At 70.6% G+C, this 18,036-nt stretch carries 16 protein-coding genes; 8 read left to right on the top strand and 8 right to left on the bottom strand.

Features of this window, described 5'->3' with window-relative positions:
* Nucleotides 1-20 precede the first annotated feature (20 nt).
* The 8 genes from FHW79_RS21635 to FHW79_RS21600 all read left to right on the top strand — a co-directional run bounded on the left by FHW79_RS21635 (nt 21) and on the right by FHW79_RS21600 (nt 8,015).
* A complete protein-coding gene (locus FHW79_RS21635; RefSeq protein ID WP_183180830.1) occupies nt 21-2,390 on the top strand; it encodes a xanthine dehydrogenase family protein molybdopterin-binding subunit in 2,370 nt (789 codons plus the stop codon).
* Nucleotides 2,387-3,199 carry an FAD binding domain-containing protein gene (locus tag FHW79_RS21630; protein WP_211108415.1) on the top strand — a complete coding sequence of 271 codons (813 nt, stop codon included), beginning with the start codon at nt 2,387-2,389 and terminating at the stop codon, nt 3,197-3,199. Before FHW79_RS21635 ends, FHW79_RS21630 begins: the two co-directional genes overlap by 4 nt.
* Nucleotides 3,196-3,684, top strand: coding sequence for a (2Fe-2S)-binding protein (locus FHW79_RS21625; RefSeq protein ID WP_183180829.1), 489 nt, complete (start codon nt 3,196-3,198; stop codon nt 3,682-3,684). The genes FHW79_RS21630 and FHW79_RS21625 overlap by 4 nt, the downstream gene beginning before the upstream one ends.
* Nucleotides 3,685-3,688: 4 nt before the next feature.
* Complete coding sequence (locus FHW79_RS21620; RefSeq protein WP_183180828.1) at nt 3,689-4,381, top strand: SRPBCC family protein; 693 nt, start codon at nt 3,689-3,691, stop codon at nt 4,379-4,381.
* Between the two features lie 117 nt (nt 4,382-4,498).
* Complete coding sequence (locus FHW79_RS21615; RefSeq protein ID WP_183180827.1) at nt 4,499-5,680, top strand: amidase; 1,182 nt, start codon at nt 4,499-4,501, stop codon at nt 5,678-5,680.
* A complete protein-coding gene (hpxZ, locus tag FHW79_RS21610; protein ID WP_183180826.1) occupies nt 5,677-6,057 on the top strand; it encodes an oxalurate catabolism protein HpxZ in 381 nt (126 codons plus the stop codon). Before FHW79_RS21615 ends, hpxZ begins: the two co-directional genes overlap by 4 nt.
* A gap of 98 nt (nt 6,058-6,155) precedes the next feature.
* Nucleotides 6,156-6,641 carry a MarR family transcriptional regulator gene (locus FHW79_RS21605; protein ID WP_145626201.1) on the top strand — a complete coding sequence of 162 codons (486 nt, stop codon included), beginning with the start codon at nt 6,156-6,158 and terminating at the stop codon, nt 6,639-6,641.
* Between the two features lie 174 nt (nt 6,642-6,815).
* On the top strand, nt 6,816-8,015 hold the full coding sequence (locus FHW79_RS21600) for a DUF1116 domain-containing protein (RefSeq protein ID WP_183180825.1): 1,200 nt from the start codon (nt 6,816-6,818) through the stop codon (nt 8,013-8,015).
* A gap of 29 nt (nt 8,016-8,044) precedes the next feature.
* Here FHW79_RS21600 and FHW79_RS21595 read toward each other — a convergent pair whose 3' ends face one another.
* From FHW79_RS21595 to FHW79_RS21560, 8 genes are all read right to left on the bottom strand, one after another.
* A complete protein-coding gene (locus FHW79_RS21595) occupies nt 8,045-8,974 on the bottom strand; it encodes an FAD-binding protein (RefSeq protein WP_183180824.1) in 930 nt (309 codons plus the stop codon).
* A gap of 36 nt (nt 8,975-9,010) precedes the next feature.
* On the bottom strand, nt 9,011-9,760 hold the full coding sequence (locus FHW79_RS21590) for an electron transfer flavoprotein subunit beta/FixA family protein (protein ID WP_183180823.1): 750 nt from the start codon (nt 9,758-9,760) through the stop codon (nt 9,011-9,013).
* 30 nt (nt 9,761-9,790) lie between these two features.
* Nucleotides 9,791-11,242 carry an FAD-binding oxidoreductase gene (locus FHW79_RS21585; protein WP_119510442.1) on the bottom strand — a complete coding sequence of 484 codons (1,452 nt, stop codon included), beginning with the start codon at nt 11,240-11,242 and terminating at the stop codon, nt 9,791-9,793.
* A 29-nt stretch (nt 11,243-11,271) separates the two neighbouring features.
* Nucleotides 11,272-12,726 carry an aldehyde dehydrogenase family protein gene (locus FHW79_RS21580; RefSeq protein ID WP_183180822.1) on the bottom strand — a complete coding sequence of 485 codons (1,455 nt, stop codon included), beginning with the start codon at nt 12,724-12,726 and terminating at the stop codon, nt 11,272-11,274.
* A 153-nt stretch (nt 12,727-12,879) separates the two neighbouring features.
* The gene (locus FHW79_RS21575; protein WP_183180821.1) at nt 12,880-13,860 is read right to left on the bottom strand and encodes a 2-dehydropantoate 2-reductase; all 981 of its coding nucleotides are present in this window, start codon (nt 13,858-13,860) and stop codon (nt 12,880-12,882) included.
* Between the two features lie 25 nt (nt 13,861-13,885).
* Complete coding sequence (locus tag FHW79_RS21570; RefSeq protein ID WP_348984245.1) at nt 13,886-15,676, bottom strand: TRAP transporter large permease subunit; 1,791 nt, start codon at nt 15,674-15,676, stop codon at nt 13,886-13,888.
* A gap of 169 nt (nt 15,677-15,845) precedes the next feature.
* Entirely contained in the window at nt 15,846-16,493 is a 648-nt protein-coding gene (locus FHW79_RS21565) for a TRAP transporter small permease subunit (RefSeq protein ID WP_247884529.1), read from the bottom strand.
* Nucleotides 16,494-16,596: 103 nt separating this feature from the next.
* On the bottom strand, nt 16,597-17,682 hold the full coding sequence (locus tag FHW79_RS21560; RefSeq protein ID WP_183180819.1) for a TRAP transporter substrate-binding protein: 1,086 nt from the start codon (nt 17,680-17,682) through the stop codon (nt 16,597-16,599).
* Nucleotides 17,683-18,036 lie beyond the last annotated feature (354 nt).

Here is an 18,036-nt window from a genome sequence, read left to right as displayed (position 1 = left end):
GAAACGAGAGGGTTCAGGGAATGGGAGAGGTTTCCACTGCCGGCTCGGGCGCCGGTTCCGGTGTGGGCGCCAGGGTCCGCCGCAAGGAGGACGACCGGCTGCTGCGCGGGCGGGGCCGCTTCGTCGGCGACATCGCCCTGGTCGGCATGAAGGAGCTGGCCTTCGTGCGCAGCCCGGTCGCCCACGCCACCATCACCGGCATCGAGATCCCGGAGGAGCACCGCGGCGCCGTCTTCACCTGGGCGGATCTGGCGGCGGGCGGCGTCAAGCCGATCCGCGCCGTGTCGGGCCTGCCTGGTTTCAAGGTGTCGGAGCAGCCGGCGCTGGCCGACGGCAAGGTGCGCTTCGTCGGCGAGCCGGTGGCCGTCTGCGTCGCCGCCACGCGCGCCGAGGCCGAGGACATCGCCGCGTCCGTCTTCGTCGATTACGCCGAACTGCCGGTGAATTCCGACATGCTGGAGGCGGTGAAGCCGGGCGCTCCGAAGGTGCACGACCACTGGCCGGACAACGTCTTCCTGGAAACCAACGTCGGCGGGAACATCGCGGAGATTGCCGCCACCGCCCCGGTGAAGGTCTCGCGGACCATCCGCACGGCGCGCCAGTGCATGGTGCCGCTGGAGGGCAAGGGCGTGGTCGCCCATTGGGACCGCCACGTCGAACAGCTCGTCCTGACCACCTCGACCCAGATGCCGCACATCGTGCGCGCCGGCCTGTCGGAATGCTTGGACCTCGACCAGGGGCTGATCCGCGTCGTGGCGCCGGACGTCGGCGGCGGCTTCGGTTGGAAGGGCCTGCTCCAGCCCGAGGAGATCGTAGCCGCCTGGATCGCCATGCGCCTCGACCGCCCCGTCCGCTGGACCGAGGACCGGCGGGAGCATCTGGTCGCCGCCGCCAACGCCCGCGAACACCATTACGAGATCACCGCCTACGCCGACGCGCGCGGGCGGCTGCTGGGGATCGAGGCCGACGCCTGGGTCGATGCCGGGGCCTACTCCGTCTATCCCTTCTCGGCCTGCCTGGAGGCGGCGCAGGTCGGCAGCATCCTGCCCGGCCCCTACGACTTCGCGCATTACCGCTGCCGCACCTTCTCGGTCTGCACCAACAAGCCGCCCATCGTTCCCTACCGCGGCGTGGCGCGCACCGGCGTGTGCTTCGCCATGGAGCAGATGATCGACGCCGTGGCCGACGCCGTCGGGCGGGAGCCGTGGCAGGTCCGGCTGGAAAACCTCGTCCCGCCGGAGAAGATGCCCTTCGACAACGTGACGAAGAAGCATTTCGACAGCGGCGACTATCCCGAATCCGTCCGCCGCGCCGTCGCCGCCATCGAATTGGACGGCTGGCGCGCCCGCCAGAAGAGCGGGGAGGCGGACGGCCGGCTGATCGGCGTCGGCTTCGCCACCTATTGCGAGCAGTCGGCCCACGGCACCGCCGTCTATCACGGCTGGGGCATCCCCATGGTGCCGGGGCACGAGCAGGCGCAGGCCCGCATCACCCCGGACGGCGGGCTGGAACTGCGCGTCGGCGTGCAGTCGCACGGCCAGAGCATGGAGACCACCTTCGCCCAGGTCGCCCACGAGGTGCTCGGCATCCCGCTGGAGAAGATCAAGCTGGTGCACGGCGACACCGGCCTGACGCCCTATTCGACGGGCACCTGGGGGTCGCGCAGCATGGTCATGGCCGGCGGCGCCGTCGCCACCGCCTGCCGCACGCTGGCCGAGCGGCTGCGCCGGATCGGCGCGCATCTGATGCAGGCCGGCCCGGACGGGGTGGTGCTGGACGGCGGGTCGGTGAAGGCCGGGGCCGCCGCGGTGACCATCCGCGAGATCGCCCACACCTGGTACCGCGCGCCGCAGCTCCTTCCCGCCGACGTGGATCGCGGCGGGCTGGAGGTCACCGCCGGCTACAAGCCGGGCAGCGACCACGGCACCTTCTCCTACGCCACCCACGCCGTGGCGTTGGCGGTGGACCCGGAGATCGGGCAGGTCGAAATCCTCGACTACGTGGTGGTCGAGGACGCCGGGACCATGGTCAACCCGATGGTCGTCGACGGCCAGATCTACGGCGGCGTCGCCCAGGGCGTCGGCACCGCGCTCTACGAGCGGATGCCCTACGACGCGGAGGGCCAGCCGCTCGCCTCCACCTTCGCGGATTACCTGATCCCCGGTTTCACCGAGGTCCCGCACGTAAGGATCATCCACATGCTGACGCCCTCGCCCTATACCGAGTTCGGCGTGAAAGGCATCGGCGAGGGCGGCGCCATCGCCCCGCCGGCGGCGATCTGCAACGCCATCAACGACGCGCTGAAGCCGCTGGGAGTCATCGTGACGAACGCACCGATGACCCCGGAAGCCATCCTCGGCGCCATCGCCGAAACGCGGGGTGCGGCATGAAGGCGGTCGATTTCGACTACGCGCAGCCGGCGACGCTCGACGCGGCACTGGAGCTTCTGGCGCGCGAGGACGTGATGGTGCGGCCGGTGGCCGGCTCCCAGTCGCTCGGCCCCATGCTGAACCTGCGGCTGGCCCAGCCGGAGCTGCTGGTGGACATCACCCGCATCGCCGAGCTTCGGACGATCCGCCAGGAGGGCGACCGGCTGGTCATCGGGGCCTGCGTCACCCACGCGCGGCTGGAGGACGGCGATTATCCGGACGTGACGCGCGGCGTGCTTCCCAGCGTGGCGGCGGTGATCGCCTACCGCGCGGTGCGCAACCGGGGCACCATCGGCGGCAGCCTCGCCCACGCCGACCCGGCGGCGGACTGGGTGAACGTGCTGACCGCGCTCGGCGCCGACGTGGTGATCGCCGGCCCGGGCGGGCGGCGCAGCGTGCCGATGACCGACTTCATCCTGGGCGTCTTCGAGACGGCCCTGCAGCCGGGCGAGATCGTCGCGGAAATCCAGGTGCCCGCCCTCTCCGACCGGGCGCGCTGGGGCTACTACAAGGTCTGCCGCAAGACCGGCGAGTTCTCCCACGCCACCGGGGCGGTGCTGGTCGACCCGGCCCGCGGCGTTCAGCGCTGCGTCGCCGGGGCGACCTCCGGCAAGCCGGTGGTGATCGACGGCCCGGCCCTGTTCGCGGACGGCTGCACGGAAGCGGCGCTGGCCGCGCATCTCGACGGCAGTCCGGCCGCAGACGACCCCATCGCCCTTCGGACCCACACCGTCGCGCTGAAGCGCGCCATCGCGCAGGTGATGTCATGAGCGCCCACGCCAAAACCATTTCCCTGACCGTCAACGGCACGCGGGTCGAGGCCAGCGTGCCGCCGCGCCAGCATCTGGGCGACTTCCTGCGCGAGCGGGAACTGCTGACCGGCACCCATCTGGGCTGCGAGCACGGCGTGTGCGGCGCCTGCACCATCCTGATCGACGGCGAGCCGGCGCGCTCCTGCATCACCTACGCGGTGGCCTGCGACGGGCGGTCCGTCACCACGGTGGAGGGGCTGGACGATGATCCGCTGGCGGCGGAACTGCGCGAGGCCTTCTCCGCCGAGCACGGGCTCCAGTGCGGCTTCTGCACGCCGGGGATGCTGGTGGCGGCGCGCGACGTGGTGCTGCGCCGCCCGGACGCCGACAACCCGGCGATCCGCACGGCGATGAGCGGCAACCTGTGCCGCTGCACCGGCTATGTCGGGATCGTCAACGCCATCCGCCGCGTCATCGACGCGCGCAACACGAACGCGGGATAAGCCCATGCCGACCATGACCCAGACCCTTGCCGTCAACTTCCCGCGCGCCCGCGTCTGGCCGCTGCTTGGCGACGTGGAGCAGGTGATTTCCTGCATGCCCGGCGCCTCACTGACCAAACCGCGCGAGGGCGACCGGATCTTCGGGCAGATGCGCGTGAAGCTCGGCCCCATCGCCGCCGCCTTCGCGGGCGAGGGCACGCTGACGATGGACGCGGCGACCCACACCGGCGTCATCCACGGCCAGGGCACGGACCCCAAGAACAACTCCCGCGCCAAGGCCGACGTGACCTTCGCAGTGCTGGAGGACGGGCCGGGGACGCGCATCGACCTGACCGTCGATTTCACCCTGACCGGCGTGCTGGCCCAGTTCAGCCGCGGCGCCATCGTGCAGGAGATCGCCAACCGCCTGACCGCCGAGTTCGCCCGCAACCTGGAAGCCAAGCTCGCCGCGACCGCCCCGGTGGCGGAAGAGGAGGTGGCTGCGTCCTCGGAAGCGGTGGCCGCCCCGGCCCCGGAACCCGCTCCCGAGCCCGCCAAGGAATTGAACGCTGGCAATCTGCTGTGGGTGATGCTGAAAGACTGGCTGCGCAAGCTCTTCTCCAACCCTCTCCCCTCTGGGGAGAGGGTGGCCCAAAGGGCCGGTGAGGGGGATGCGCGTGGCGGTGCGTCCGGCAAAAGCGCAACCCCCTCACCCTGATCCTCTCCCCGCTTCCGGCGGACCAGAGGTCCGCCTGTCGCGTCAGCGCAAACGTCGTTTGCGCGAGAGCGGAGGGGAGAGGGAATTTGGAATTCTGACGAGACCCAAACCCGCATCATGCCCAACGACCCTTTGAACGCCTTCGTCCCCTACGGCCGGACCGAGGTCGCCGGAGCCTCAAGCGGCCCGCTGGCCGGACTGCGCTTCGCGGTGAAGGACCTGTTCCACATCGCCGGCCTGCCCACCGGAGCCGGCAACCCGGACTGGCTGCGCACCCACGAGGTTCCACGGGAGACCGCGCCCGCCGTGCAGCGGCTGCTCGACGCCGGAGCGCGCGTCGCTGGAAAGACGCTGACCGACGAGCTGGCCTGGAGCCTGGCCGGCGAGAACGCCCATTACGGCACGCCGGAGAACCCGAAGGCGCCAGGCCGCATTCCCGGCGGCTCCTCCAGCGGGTCGGCCGCCGCGGTGGCGGGCGGGGCGGTGGATTTCGCCATCGGGACGGACACCGGCGGGTCGATCCGCCTGCCGGCGAGCTATTGCGGCCTCTACGGCATCCGGCCCACCCACGGGGTGGTTCCGCTGGACGGCTCCGTTCCGCTGGCGCCGAGCTTCGACACGGTGGGCTGGTTCGCGTGGGAGGCGGCGCTGCTCCGCCGTGTCGGGGCGGTGCTGCTGCCACCGTCGCCCACCCCGGAGCCCGATCTGGCCTTCCGCCGCCTGCTGGTCGCCGAGGACGCCTTCGCCATCGCCGGGGAGGCGGTGCGATCCGCCCTCGCCTCGGCCGTGGAGCGGCTGCGCGGGCGGTTCGGGTCGGCGGACGCCGTGACGCTGGCACCGGAGGGGCTGGACCAGTGGCGTCCGGTCTTCCAGACGCTCCAGGCCGCCGAAGCCTGGGCAGCGCACGGCGCCTGGATCACAGCGACGAAACCGACCTTCGGGCCAGGGGTACGCGACCGCTTCGCCGCGGCGGCCACGCTCGACCCCGCCCTTGCCCGCGCGGCGGCGGAGTCGCGGGAGGGCATCCGGCGGCGGATGGACGACCTGCTGGGGACGGACGGGCTGATCGTCCTGCCCAGCGCGCCGGGCATCGCGCCGTTGCGCGGCTCCTCAGGGGCGGCGGTGGACGCGGAGCGCGGTCGGGCGCTGGCGATCCTCTGCCCCGCCGGTCTGGCCGGGCTGCCGCAACTCTCCATCCCCGCGGCGCGGCTCCAGGGCTGCCCGCTCGGCCTGTCGCTGATCGGGCCGCGCGGCAGCGACTCCGCGCTTCTGGCCATCGCCGAGGACCTCTTCGCATGACGCCTGAGATCAACATCCCCGAGGTGGTGGCCGAGGTCACCGCCGCCTTCGAGCGCTACGAGCGCGCGCTGACCGGCAACGACGTGGCGGTCCTGGACGAGCTGTTCTGGAACCACCCGGCGACCCTGCGCTACGGCGTGGGCGAGAATCTGTACGGCTACGACGCCATCGCCGCCTTCCGCCAGGGCCGCCCGGCGGCGGGGCTGGACCGGAGCTTGCGCAACACGGTCATCACCACCTACGGCCGCGATATGGCGACCGCCAACACCGAGTTCACGCGCCCCTCCACCGGGCGCGTCGGGCGGCAGAGCCACACTTGGGTCCGCATGCCCGAGGGCTGGCGGATCGTCGCGGCGCATGTGTCGCTGATGGGTTAGAGGTCACGGACGTCCGGCCCGGTTGCCGATTCTCCGCCCCGCGGCCATCCTCTCTCTGCTCACCGCTTTCCCGAACCCGCTCCGACGGACTGCCCGCGATGACCTTAGACGACCCCCTGATCGAAGAGGCGTACCGCGTCCTGGCGGAGCGTCCCGGATTTCTCATCCGCCGCCTGCACCAGATCCACGTTGCCATGTTCATGGAGGAGTGCGCGGAGTTCAACATCACCCCCGTCCAGTACAGCGTGCTGACCGCCCTGGTGGATCGGCCCGACCTGGATCAGGTGACGCTGGGCGCCCAGATCGGCATCGACCGCACGACCACGGCGGGCGTTCTGGCCCGGCTGGCCGAGCGTGGGCTGATCCAGCGCCGGGCCAGTCCGGTGGACAAGCGCATGAAGCTCGCCGCCATCACCGCAGAGGGCCGGAAGCTGCTGCGCCGCATGGACAAGAAGGCCCAGCGCGCCCACGACCGCACCATCGCGCCCCTGCCGAAGGAGGACCGGGCGGTCTTCCTGCGCTACCTGCTGCATCTGGTGGACGCCAGCAACGGCTACGGCCGCGCCCCCCTGCATCTGCCGTGAGGTGAACCATCCCCTCTCCCGCCCCGGGAGAGGGAGGGGCCCACGCGCGAGCGTGGGAGGGTGAGGGTGCCGCCAAGGATCGGTGCCTTGATCCTCGCACGACCCTCACCCGCCCGCTCGCGCGGGCACCCTCTCCCGGGACGGGAGAGGGGTTGTACGCAAAGGACACACGCGATGAACGACGCCACCGCGCGGGCCGTGGAGCGGATGCTGGCCGCCGATCCGGAGTGGACGGAAACCGGAACCGCCGGGGAGCGGATCGGGCTGGACCGCCACACGCTGCTGCACGCCGGGCCGCCCTTCGCCGATCCGGCGGAGATCTGTCCGCCGATCCTCAACGCCGCCGCCGCGGCGCTGCTGTTCGAAGGGATGGCCGACGGGGTGGAGGAAGCCCGGGCCCTGGTGCGAAGCGGTGCCGTGACGCTGCGCCCGGCGCAGGATTTCGGCGTGGTCACCCCGCTCGCCGCGGTGGTGTCGCGGTCAATGTGGCTGCATGTGGTGGAGGATGCGGGCGGCTCCGGCGCCTGCGCCTACAGCCCGCTCAACGAAGGCGGCGGTCCTGCTCTGCGCTTCGGCATCGTCAGCGGGGCGGTGGTGGAGCGTCTGCGCCTGCTGCACGGTGCGGTCGGACCGGCGCTGGCGGGGATCGGGCCGGTGGCGCTGACCGGGATCGCCCGCGAGGCGATGGAGCAGGGGGACGAGCTGCACGGGCGCGTCGGGGTGGCCTCGGCGCTGCTGACCGAGACGCTGGTGGCGCGTCTGGGCGGGACCGGCGCGGTCTGCGCCTTCCTGAAGGAGGCCGGGCAGTTCTTCCTCAACCCCTGGATGGCCGCCTGCAAGGCGGTGCTGCTGGCCGGCGACGGCGTGCCGGGGGCGGCGCTGGTGACGGCGGCGGGCGGCAACGGGGTGCGCTTCGGGCTGCGCCTGTCGGGCATGATGGGCGAAGGCTGGGCGAGCGCGCCGGTGGCCGCCCCGCAGGGGCCGGACATCGGTGTGTCTCGCCCGCGCCTGCCGGCGATCGGGGATAGCGCCGTCATCGACGCGCTGGGCTTCGGCGCGCTGGCGCTCGACGCCGCGCCGCTGCTGCGGGCGGAGCTGGGGGCGGCGGCCGAGACGGCCATCGCGGCGGCGGACCGATTGCTCTGCGCCGATCATCCCGTCCATGGGCGGCGCGTCGGGCTGGACGCCCGCGCCGTGCTGCTGGGCGGCCCGGTGCCCCCGGTGTGTCTGGCCGCCCTGCACGCGGCGGGGGAGGACGGGATCGTCGGGCGCGGCCTCGCCTGGCATCCTCCCTCCTGCCACGCCGAGGCGGTGGCGGCGGTGGATGCGCGGAGCCGCGCCGGTTTCCCGGACGCCCCCGACCGTCGCGCCTGACGTCCGGGGAGCTGGCGACGCCTATGGCGTCACAGCGCCTGCTCCAGCTCCGGCACCGCCTTGAAGAGGTCGGCGACGAGGCCGTAGTCGGCGACCTGGAAGATCGGCGCCTCCTCGTCCTTGTTGATGGCGACGATGATCTTGCTGTCCTTCATGCCGGCGAGGTGCTGGATGGCACCGGAGATGCCGACGGCGATGTACAGCTCGGGCGCCACGATCTTGCCGGTCTGGCCGACCTGGTAGTCGTTCGGCACGAAGCCGGCGTCCACCGCCGCGCGGCTGGCCCCGACCGCGGCCCCCAGCTTGTCGGCCAGCGCCTCCAGCAGCTTGAAGTTCTCGCCCGACTGCATGCCGCGGCCGCCCGACACGACGATCTTGGCCTGGGTCAGCTCCGGACGCTCCGACTTCGTCAGCTCCTGGCCGACGAACTTGGCCGAACCGGCGTCACCCGTCCCGGCGATGCTCTCGACCGTCGCCGAGCCGCCGCTGGCGGCGGCCGCCTCGAAGGCGGTGGTGCGCACCGTGACGACCTTGATCGGGTCGGCGGACTTCACCGTGGCGATGGCGTTGCCGGCGTAGATCGGCCGCTCGAACGTGTTGGCGGAGACCACGCCGGTGATGTCGGAGATCGCCGCGACGTCGAGCAGGGCGGCGACGCGCGGCAGCAGGTTCTTGCCCTCCGACGAGGCGGCGGCCAGCACATGACCGTAGCCCTTGGCGAGGTTGACGACCAGCGGCGCGACGTTCTCCGGCAGCGGGTGGGCGTAGGCCGCGTCGTCGGCCAGAAGCACCTTGGCCACGCCGGCCACCTTGGCGGCGGCCTCGGCGACGGCCTGGGCGCCCTGGCCGGCGACCAGCACGTGGATATCCCCGCCGATCTTGGCGGCGGCGCTGACCGCGTTCAGCGTGGCGGCCTTCAGCGTGGCGTTGTCGTGTTCGGCGATGACGAGAATGGACATGTCAGATCACTTTCTCTTCGGAGCACGCTGGCCCTATCAGATCGCGCGGGCTTCGTTCTTCAGCTTGTCGACCAGCGCGGCGACGTCGGCGACCTTGACGCCGGCCTTGCGCTTGGCCGGCTCGGCGACCTTGAGCGTGGTCAGGCGCGGCGCCACGTCGACACCCAGCGTGTCGGGGGCCAGCGTCTCGATGGGCTTCTTCTTGGCCTTCATGATGTTGGGCAGCGAGGCGTAGCGCGGCTCGTTGAGGCGCAGGTCGGCGGTGACCACCGCCGGCAGCGTCAGCTCCACCGTCTCCAGCCCGCCGTCGATCTCGCGGGTCACGGTGACCGAGCCCTCGCCCGGCGCGACCTTGGAGGCGAAGGTGCCCTGCGGCCAGCCCAGCAGGGCGGCGAGCATCTGGCCGGTCTGGTTGCAGTCGTCGTCGATCGCCTGCTTGCCCAGGATGACCAGAGTCGGGCCTTCCTTGTCGACGAGCGCCTTGAGCACCTTGGCGACGGCCAGCGGCTGCGTCTCGGCGTCGGTCTGGACCAGGATGCCGCGGTCGGCGCCCATGGCGAGGCCGGTGCGCAGCGTCTCTTGGGCCGCCGTCGGGCCGACGGTGACCACGATGACCTCGGTCGCCTTGCCGGCTTCCTTGAGGCGGACGGCCTCCTCGACGGCGATCTCGTCGAAGGGGTTCATGCTCATCTTCACGTTGGCGGTCTCAACGCCGGAACCGTCCGCCTTGACGCGGATCTTGACGTTGTAATCGACCACCCGCTTGACCGGGACGAGGACCTTCATGGGATTAATCCTAGACTGGCGGAACCGCGCTCAGGCGCGCAGGATCTTGCCGGGATTCATGATGTTGTGCGGATCGAAGGCGCGCTTCAGCGTTGCCATCATGTCCAGCTCGACCGGGGACTTGTAGCGCGGCATCTCGTCGATGCGCAGCCGCCCGATGCCGTGCTCGGCGGAGATGGAACCGCCCAGCTCGACGACGATGTCGTGGACGATGGCGTTGACCGTCGCCAGCTTCGCCTTCCATTCGGCCGGGTCGCCGCCCTCCGCCTGGATCGGGTTGAAATGGATGTTGCCGTCGCCGAGATGGCCGAAGGCGAAGGGGCGGATGCCCGGGCATTCCCGCTCCAGCGCCGCGTTGGCGCGGTCGAGGAAGCGCGCCACGCGGGAGATCGGCACCGACACGTCGTGCTTGAAGGACACGCCCTCGCGCTTCTGGCCCTCCGGTATGCCCTCGCGGATGCGCCACAGCGAATCGGCCTGCGCCTTGGAGGCGGCGACGACGCCGTCCAGCACCTCGCCGGCCTCCATGCCCGCTTCCAGGATGCCTTCCAGCATCTCCATCAGGCGGTTGCCGCCGTCCTGGTCGGCCAGCTCGACCAGCACGTACCAGGGGTAGCGGTCGCGCAGCGGATCGGGCACGTCCGGGACATGGCGGCGGGCCACGTCGATGCAGTCGCGCTGGATCAGCTCGAAGGTGATGATGCGGTCGCCGGCCACACCCTTGGCGCGGGTCAGCAGATCGACGGCGTCGCTGGGCGCCGACACCGCGACCAGCGCCGTGGCGGTGGCGCGCGGCAGCGGCGACAGCTTCAGCACCGCGGCGGTGACAATGCCGAGCGTGCCCTCCGACCCGATGAAGATCTGCTTCATGTCGTAACCGGCGTTGTCCTTGCGCAGCCCGCGCAGCCCGTCCCAGATCCGCCCGTCGGGCAGCACGACCTCCAGCCCGGCGACGAGGTTGCGCATGTTGCCGTAGCGCACGACCTGCACGCCGCCGGCGTTGGTGGCGATGTTGCCGCCGATCTGGCAGGAGCCCTCGGCGGCGAGGCTCATCGGGAACAGCCGGCCGATGTCGCGCGCCGCGTTCTGGATGTTGGCGAGGATGCAGCCGGCCTCCACCGTCATCGTGTCGTTGTCGATGTCGATCTCGCGGATGCGGTTCAGCCGGTTGGTCGAGAGGACGATTTCCGTCCCGTCGGCGTGCGGCTGGCTGGCCCCGGTCAGGCCGGTGTTGCCGCCCTGGGGCACGATGGGGGTGCGCGTCTCCGCGCAGATGCGCACCACCGCGGCCAGCGCCTCGGTGCTGTCGGGCAGGACCACGGCGGGGGAGCGGCCGACCCAGCCGTCGCGCCAGGATTCCATGAAGGGCTGCATGGTGCCGGGATCGGTGATCAGCCCGCGGTCGCCGACGATGGCGTGGATGGGGGCGAGCACGGCCGTCGCGAAGTCCGGCCGCCCGGCGGTCAGGGTGTGGTTGGACAAGGGAGCTCTCCCAGGGCTTCGGTTCGGCGTCACAGCGCGCGGTAGGCCGTCTTGATGATGGTGTAGAACTCGATGGCGGAGCGTCCCTGCTCGCGCGGGCCGTAGCTCGACATCTTCCGGCCGCCGAATGGGACGTGGTAGTCGACGCCGGCCGTCGGCAGGTTCAGCATGGTCATGCCGGCCTGGATGTTGGCCTGGAAGTGGCGGGCGTGCTTCATCGAGTTGGTGATGATGCCCGACGACAGGCCGTAGTCGGTGTCGTTGGCGACCGCCAGGGCCTCCTCGTAATCCTTGACGCGGATGACGCTGGCGACCGGGCCGAAGACCTCTTCCCGGTTGATGGTCATGGCGTTGCTGGTCTCGGTGAACAGGGTCGGGGCGAGGAACCAGCCGCGCGTCGGCCGGTCCAGCCGCCCGCCGCCGGACGCCAACTGCGCGCCTTCCTTCAGGCCGGTGTCGATGTATTGCAGATTCTTGGTGAGCTGGAACTCATCGATGACCGGGCCGATCTGCGTCTCCGGCTGCAGGGCGTGGCCGACGCGCAGCGCCGCCATCCGCTCCGTCATCGCGGTGACGAAGGCGTCGTGGATCGAATCCTCGACGATGAAGCGGCCGGTGGCGGTGCAGCGCTGGCCGGCGTGGAAATAGGCGCTGTTGACGCCGATCTCGGCGGCGCGCTCCGGGTCGGCGTCGCCCAGCACGACCAGCGGGTTCTGGCCGCCCAGCTCCAGCTGGACGCGGATCATCCGCTCGGCGCAGCGCACGGCGATGCGCCGCCCGGTGTTGACGGAGCCGGTGAAGGACACGGCGTCCACCGCGTCGACCACAGCGGCGCCGACGTTGGGGCCGGCGCCGATCACCAGATTGAACAGGCTGCTGGGCATGCCGTGGGCCTCCAGCGCCTCCGCGATGAGGCGGGTGACGGCGATGGAGATGCCGGGGGTCTTCTCCGACGGCTTCCAGATCACCGCGTTGCCGAAGGCCAGTGCCGGGGCGATCTTCCACATCGGCGTGGCGACCGGGAAGTTCCACGGCGTGACGAGGCCGATGACGCCGACCGGCTCGCGCGTCACGTCGACCTCGACTCCGGGCCGGACCGAGCCCAGCGTCTCGCCGGGCGCGCGCAGCGCCTCGGCGGCGAAGAAGCGGGCGAGGTGGGCGGCGCGGGTGATCTCGCCCAGCGCGTCGGGGATGGTCTTGCCGCCCTCGGTCGCGGCGATGCGGGCCAGCTCGTCCTTGCGGTCGAACAGCGCGCGGGAGATGGCGTCGAGCACCAGCGAGCGCTGCTCCACCGTGGCGGCGCGCCATTGCGGCTGTGCGCCGCGCGCCGCGGCCACGGCTTCCGTCACATCGTCGGCGCCGGCCAGCGAGTAGGAACCGGCCAGTTCGTCGAGGTTCGACGGGTTGAAGATGTCGAGCCGGTTACGGCCCGGACGCCAGGAGCCGGCGATGAAATTGGTGATGCGATCGGAAGCGGGGGACATGTCGTTTTTTCTCCGGGGACGTTCTTTGGTGGCGCTGGTCCTTGCCCCCACCCCGACCCTCCCCCGCTGCGCAGGGGAGGGGGATCTTCGCGAAGCGGCGGCAGTCCCCTCCCCTGCGACAGCGGGGGAGGGCTAGGGTGGGGGCGAGTGCGCTCAGGCGCGCGCCACCCGCTCCTTCAGGGCGGTCAGCGCCCACAATGTTTCAATGGTCGGCACCGGCACGCCGCGGCGGCGGGCCAGGTCGAGGACGGCGGTCACGATGGGGTCGATCTCCATGCTGCGCCCCGCCTCGAAATCCTGGAGCATCGACGGCTTGTGGCCGGGCACGCCGCTGCCCCGGCTCAGCCGCTCGTCGATGTCGTCGGGCAGGGCGACGCCCCAGGCGCGGGCCACATTCAGGCATTCGCGCATCAGTCGGCCCTGGACGGCGGCCATCCCGGGGGCCTGCTCCATGGCGCCCATGGTGGCGCCGGTCAGCACGCTGGTCGGGCCGACCGCCATATTGAGCATCAGCTTGCTCCACAGCGGCACGCGGATGTCGGCGGGCAGGCGGGCGGTGGCGCCGGCCGCGTTGAAGGAGTCGGCCAGGGCCGCCAGCTTTTCCGAGTAGTCGCCGGGCCGGGGGGCGCCGAAGGCCAGCACCGGCAGGGCGGTGTGGGCGACGGTGCCGGGCTCGACGATGCGGGCGGGCAGCACCTCCATCACACAGGCGGCGACCCGCTCCGGCCCGATGGCCGACCAGATGGCGCCGCCGGGATCGACCACCTCCAGCGGCTCCGGCGTCACGCCGTTGCCGGCGCCGTACAGATACCACCAGGGAATGCCGTTCTGCGCCGCCACCACCAGCGTGTCCGGCCCGCACAGCGCCGGGAAGGACGCGGCCAGGGCCGGCAGCCCGTGCCCCTTCACCGTGACGATCACCACGTCCTGTGGCCCGAGGTCGGCGGCGGAATCGCTGGCCCGCGGCCGGCTGGTCAGCGTCCCCTTCGGCGTCTGCACGGTCAGCCCGCCCTCGCGGATCGCCGCCAGATGGGCGCCGCGGGCCAGCAGCGACAGCTCGTGCCGGCCCGTGGCGGCGAGATACCCGGCCAGCGCGCCGCCAACGGCCCCGGCCCCTACGACGGCGATGCGCATGCCGCTCTCCCTTCCTTCGTCTCGATCACTTGAATTCCAGCGGCGGCAGGTCGTCGTCGAGGTCGCCGCCGAGGCCCTTGAACTGCTCCTCGATCTGCTTGTCGTCGAGCTTGGTGGCGGTCGACTTGTAGTGCATGACCATCTGCGGGAAGGCGATCACCAGGGCCACCATGACGAGCTGGATGACCACGAAGGGCACGGCACCCCAGTAGATCTGGCTGGTCAGGACGGGGGCCGTCTCCTTCTTCGTGATGCGGTCGATGTAGGGCACCTTCGGCGCCACCGAGCGCAGGAAGAACAGCGAGAAGCCGAAGGGCGGGTGCATGAAGCTGGTCTGCATGTTCACCGCCAGGATGACGCCGAACCACACCAGATCGATGCCCAGACGATCCGCCGCCGGGGCCAGCAGCGGGATGACGATGAAGGCCAGCTCGAAGAAGTCGAGGAAGAAGGCCAGCAGGAAGACCATCACGCTGACGGCGATCAGGAAGCCCATCTGCCCGCCGGGCAGGGAGACCATCAGCTCCTCGACCCAGATGTGGCCGTTGACGCCGTAGAAGGTCAGCGAGAACACCCGCGCGCCGATCAGGATGAACAGCACGAAGGCCGCCAGCTTGGCCGTCGAATAGGTGGCCTGCTGCACCATGTCGAAGGTCAGGCGCTTCTTCATGGCCGCCAGCGCCAACGCGCCGACGGCACCCATGGCGCCGCCCTCGGTCGGGGTGGCGAGGCCGATGAAGATGGTGCCCAGCACCAGGAAGATCAGCGCCAGCGGCGGTACCATGACGAAGGTCGCCTGCTCCGCCATGCGGGAGATCAGGCGCTTGCCGGTCGCCCGCTCGACCACCGCCACCGCCAGGGCGTAGAGCGCGCCCGCCGCGATGGAGTCGCCGATCAGGGCCAGGGTGGTCCAGTCGTTGACCGTCAGCCACACCGCCGCCGCGGTCAGCGCCGCCGTGGCGACGGTCTGCAGGACGAGGCGCTGCGCGCCGAAGCCGCGGTTGAAGGCGGCCGCCAGGAAGGCGACCAGCACCGCCACCGACAGCATCAGCACGACGTAGTCGGCGCCGGACTTCACATCCGTGCGGCCCATCACCCAGGTGGCGACCGCGCCCGAGAACAGGGCCAGCAGGCCGAGCTGCCAGACGCCGCGCGCGCCGTTCGGCTCGCGGTGGGCGATGGCCTCCGGCGGCAGGCCAGGGGCGGCCTTGGGCCAGATCATCGAGACGACGAAGACGTAGAGGGCGTAGAGACCGGCGAGCAGCAGGCCGGGGATGAAGGCGGCCTCGTACATGTCGCCGACCGAGCGGCCGAGCTGGTCGGCCATGACGATCAGCACCAGCGACGGCGGGATGATCTGGGCCAGCGTGCCCGACGCCGCGATGACGCCCGACGCCAGACGGCGGTCGTAGCCGTAGCGCAGCATGATCGGCAGCGAGATCAGGCCCATCGAGATCACCGACGCGGCGACCACGCCCGTCGTCGCGGCGAGCAGCGCGCCGACGAAGATCACCGCGTAGGCCAGACCGCCGCGGATCGAGCCGAACAGCTGCCCGATGGTGTCGAGCAGGTCCTCGGCCATGCCGGACCGCTCCAGCACCAGACCCATGAAGGTGAAGAAGGGCACGGCCAGCAGCACGTCGTTGTTCATCGTGCCGTAGACGCGCTCGGGGAGCGCCTGGAACAGGTCGGGGCGGAACAGCCCGATCTCGATGCCGATCAGGCCGAAGAGCAGCCCGTTGGCAGCCAGCGCGAAGGCCACCGGATAGCCGAGCAGCAGCATGCCGACCAGCGTGGCGAACATGATCGGCGCCATGTTGTGGCCGAACCAGCCGCGCCAGCCGTCCTGTTCGGCCAGAGCGGCGGCACCCGGCACCGGCAGCACGTAGAGGGCCACGGCGACCACCGCCAGCAGCACCAGGGAGATGACGGACAGCCGGACGGCGCGCGGCGAAGGAGTGGGGGAGGTTGTGCTCATCGCGCGGTCACCGGCTGGGAAGGGTGTCGGGGTGGGTGGTGCGCTCGCGTTCGGCCGCCAGCAGCCGTTCCGCCTCGGCCTCGGCCGCCGCCTGATGGCCGCCGGCCCGCTGCTGGTCGTCCTCCAGATGGCCGGACATGATCGCGGCGCGCTTGGCCAGCTCGGACAGGCCCTGGATGAACAGCACGGTGAATCCCAGAGGAATCAGCATCTTCGCCGGCCATTGCGGGAGGCCGCCGGCGTTCATCGACTGCTCCTCGATGGCGTAGGAGGCGATGGCGAAGGGCCAGGAGGTGACCAGCATCACGAAGCTGAAGGGCAGCAGGAAGGTCAGATGGCCGAACAGGTCGATGGTGTCGCGGGCGCGCTTGCCGAGCTGCGCGTTCACGATGTCGATGCGGATGTGCTCGTCCTCCTTCAGCGTCCAGGGGGAGCAGAGCAGGAACACCGCGGCGAACAGCACCCATTGCAGTTCGAGCCAGGAATTCGAGCTGATGTCGAACATCTTGCGGACGACCGCGTTGACGGCCGACACCAGGATCGCCAGCACGATCAGCCAGGATATCGCCTTGCCCAGCCGCGCGGTGACCGCGTCGACCAGCCGGCAGGCCCCGACCAGGGCCGTCATGAAGGGGGAAGCGTTGGGGCTCGGCATGGTGGGCAGGCCCTCCCGAAAAAGCCGGTCGCGCGGGGCGCGACGATGCCACGGCCGGGGGGCGGCGGCCCCGCTCCCCGGTCATGGTTGAGGACGTGCCGACTCAGCGCCGGGCGAGGCGGAGGACGGCGCTGTCGTAGGCGTATTCCGACGCCTGGTTCCACAGGTTCGAGTCCGTCTGGAAGCGGCGGTAGCTCTCGTAGAACTTCTTGAAGGTCGGGTTCTTGTCCGACAGCTCGTCGTAAAGCTCCATGGCCGCCTTGTGGCTGGCCTGCAGCACGTCCTGCGGGAAGGCGCGCAGCTTGGCACCCTTCTCCACCACACGCTTCAGCGCCGCCGGGTTCAGCACGTCGTAGCGCGCCACGCTGTCGACGTTGGCGAGCGCCGCCGCCGAGGTCAGCGCCGCCTGGTAATGCTTGGGCAGGCTGTTCCAGCGGTTCGTGTTGATGAAGAAATGCTGGAGCGAGGTTCCGTCCCACCAGCCGGGGTAATAGTAGTTCGGCGCGATCTTGTAGAGGCCGAGCTTCTCGTCGTCGTAGGGGCCGTTGAACTCGGCGGCGTCGATGGTGCCGCGCTCCAGCGCCGGGTAGATGTCGCCGCCGCTGACCTGCTGCGGCACGACGCCAAGCTTGGACAGGATCTGGCCGCCCAGGCCGGAAATGCGGAACTTCAGACCCTTGAGGTCGTCCATGCCCTTGATTTCCTTGCGGAACCAGCCGCCCATCTGGGCGCCGGTGTTGCCGCCGGCAAGCGCCTTCAGGTTGTGCCCGGCGTAGAACTCCTCCAGCAGCTTGCCGCCCTCGCCATGGTAGAACCAGGCGTTCTGCTGGCGGGTGTTCAGGCCGAAGGGCAGGCAGCAGCCGAAGGCGAAGCTCGGGTCCTTGCCGACATAGTAGTAGGAGGCGGTGTGGGCCATCTCCACCGTGTCGTTGCTGGCGGCGTCGAGCGCCTGCAGCGCCGGCACCAACTCGCCGGCGGCGAAGACCTGGATCTGGAACTTGCCGTCCGTGGCCTCGGCGATGTTCTTCGCCATCACCTCGGCGCTGCCGTAGAGCACCTCGATGTTCTTCGGGAAGCTGGACACGCAGCGCCAGCGGATCGTCGGCTCCGACTGGGCGATGGCCGGGGCGGCGAGGGTGGAGGCGCCGGCGACGACGGCAGCACCCTTGAAGAATTGACGGCGCTTCATGTGGATCTTCCTCCCGAGAGTTTTATGGCCGAGATTTTTATGGCCGAGATTTTTGTTGCCCGGACAAGGCGATCCCGGTCCGAGGCGCTTGGTCCCCGGTGGGTGGCCGGGGAAGCTGTGGTGACCCTGACAGTGGATCAGGCGGCCGCACAGCGGAATGCGTATTGCCGGCATATCAGCCATAAGCGCGGCAAGCCATCAGCGGTACGAACTGTTTCACCCGAAACCCGCGGCGGCCCGCCCCGACCGGTGCGGGAGCGGACGGTTTGCTATGCCCGCAATGAATATCTGTTACAGGCACGCCATGCGCTCCGCACCGCGCGTCGGGTCGATAAGCTGGGGGCAATTGGTCTT

The organism is Azospirillum sp. OGB3 (assembly GCF_014192915.1).
In the GTDB taxonomy this organism is placed as follows: domain Bacteria; phylum Pseudomonadota; class Alphaproteobacteria; order Azospirillales; family Azospirillaceae; genus Azospirillum.
Note: the sequence above shows the minus strand (reverse complement) of the source record. Positions and strands in the feature narration are given on the sequence as shown.

What these genes read in the sequence shown, in the direction of transcription:
- FHW79_RS21575 (WP_183180821.1), bottom strand. Translation starts at nt 13,860, where the DNA reads ATGCGCATCGCCGTCGTAGGGGCCGGGGCCGTTGGCGGCGCGCTGGCC.
- FHW79_RS21635 (WP_183180830.1), top strand. Translation starts at nt 21, where the DNA reads ATGGGAGAGGTTTCCACTGCCGGCTCGGGCGCCGGTTCCGGTGTGGGC.
- FHW79_RS21570 (WP_348984245.1), bottom strand. Translation starts at nt 15,676, where the DNA reads ATGGCGCCGATCATGTTCGCCACGCTGGTCGGCATGCTGCTGCTCGGC.
- FHW79_RS21605 (WP_145626201.1), top strand. Translation starts at nt 6,156, where the DNA reads ATGACCTTAGACGACCCCCTGATCGAAGAGGCGTACCGCGTCCTGGCG.
- FHW79_RS21580 (WP_183180822.1), bottom strand. Translation starts at nt 12,726, where the DNA reads ATGTCCCCCGCTTCCGATCGCATCACCAATTTCATCGCCGGCTCCTGG.
- FHW79_RS21615 (WP_183180827.1), top strand. Translation starts at nt 4,499, where the DNA reads ATGCCCAACGACCCTTTGAACGCCTTCGTCCCCTACGGCCGGACCGAG.
- hpxZ (WP_183180826.1), top strand. Translation starts at nt 5,677, where the DNA reads ATGACGCCTGAGATCAACATCCCCGAGGTGGTGGCCGAGGTCACCGCC.
- FHW79_RS21625 (WP_183180829.1), top strand. Translation starts at nt 3,196, where the DNA reads ATGAGCGCCCACGCCAAAACCATTTCCCTGACCGTCAACGGCACGCGG.
- FHW79_RS21595 (WP_183180824.1), bottom strand. Translation starts at nt 8,974, where the DNA reads ATGTCCATTCTCGTCATCGCCGAACACGACAACGCCACGCTGAAGGCC.
- FHW79_RS21630 (WP_211108415.1), top strand. Translation starts at nt 2,387, where the DNA reads ATGAAGGCGGTCGATTTCGACTACGCGCAGCCGGCGACGCTCGACGCG.
- FHW79_RS21600 (WP_183180825.1), top strand. Translation starts at nt 6,816, where the DNA reads ATGAACGACGCCACCGCGCGGGCCGTGGAGCGGATGCTGGCCGCCGAT.
- FHW79_RS21620 (WP_183180828.1), top strand. Translation starts at nt 3,689, where the DNA reads ATGCCGACCATGACCCAGACCCTTGCCGTCAACTTCCCGCGCGCCCGC.
- FHW79_RS21565 (WP_247884529.1), bottom strand. Translation starts at nt 16,493, where the DNA reads ATGCCGAGCCCCAACGCTTCCCCCTTCATGACGGCCCTGGTCGGGGCC.
- FHW79_RS21560 (WP_183180819.1), bottom strand. Translation starts at nt 17,682, where the DNA reads ATGAAGCGCCGTCAATTCTTCAAGGGTGCTGCCGTCGTCGCCGGCGCC.
- FHW79_RS21590 (WP_183180823.1), bottom strand. Translation starts at nt 9,760, where the DNA reads ATGAAGGTCCTCGTCCCGGTCAAGCGGGTGGTCGATTACAACGTCAAG.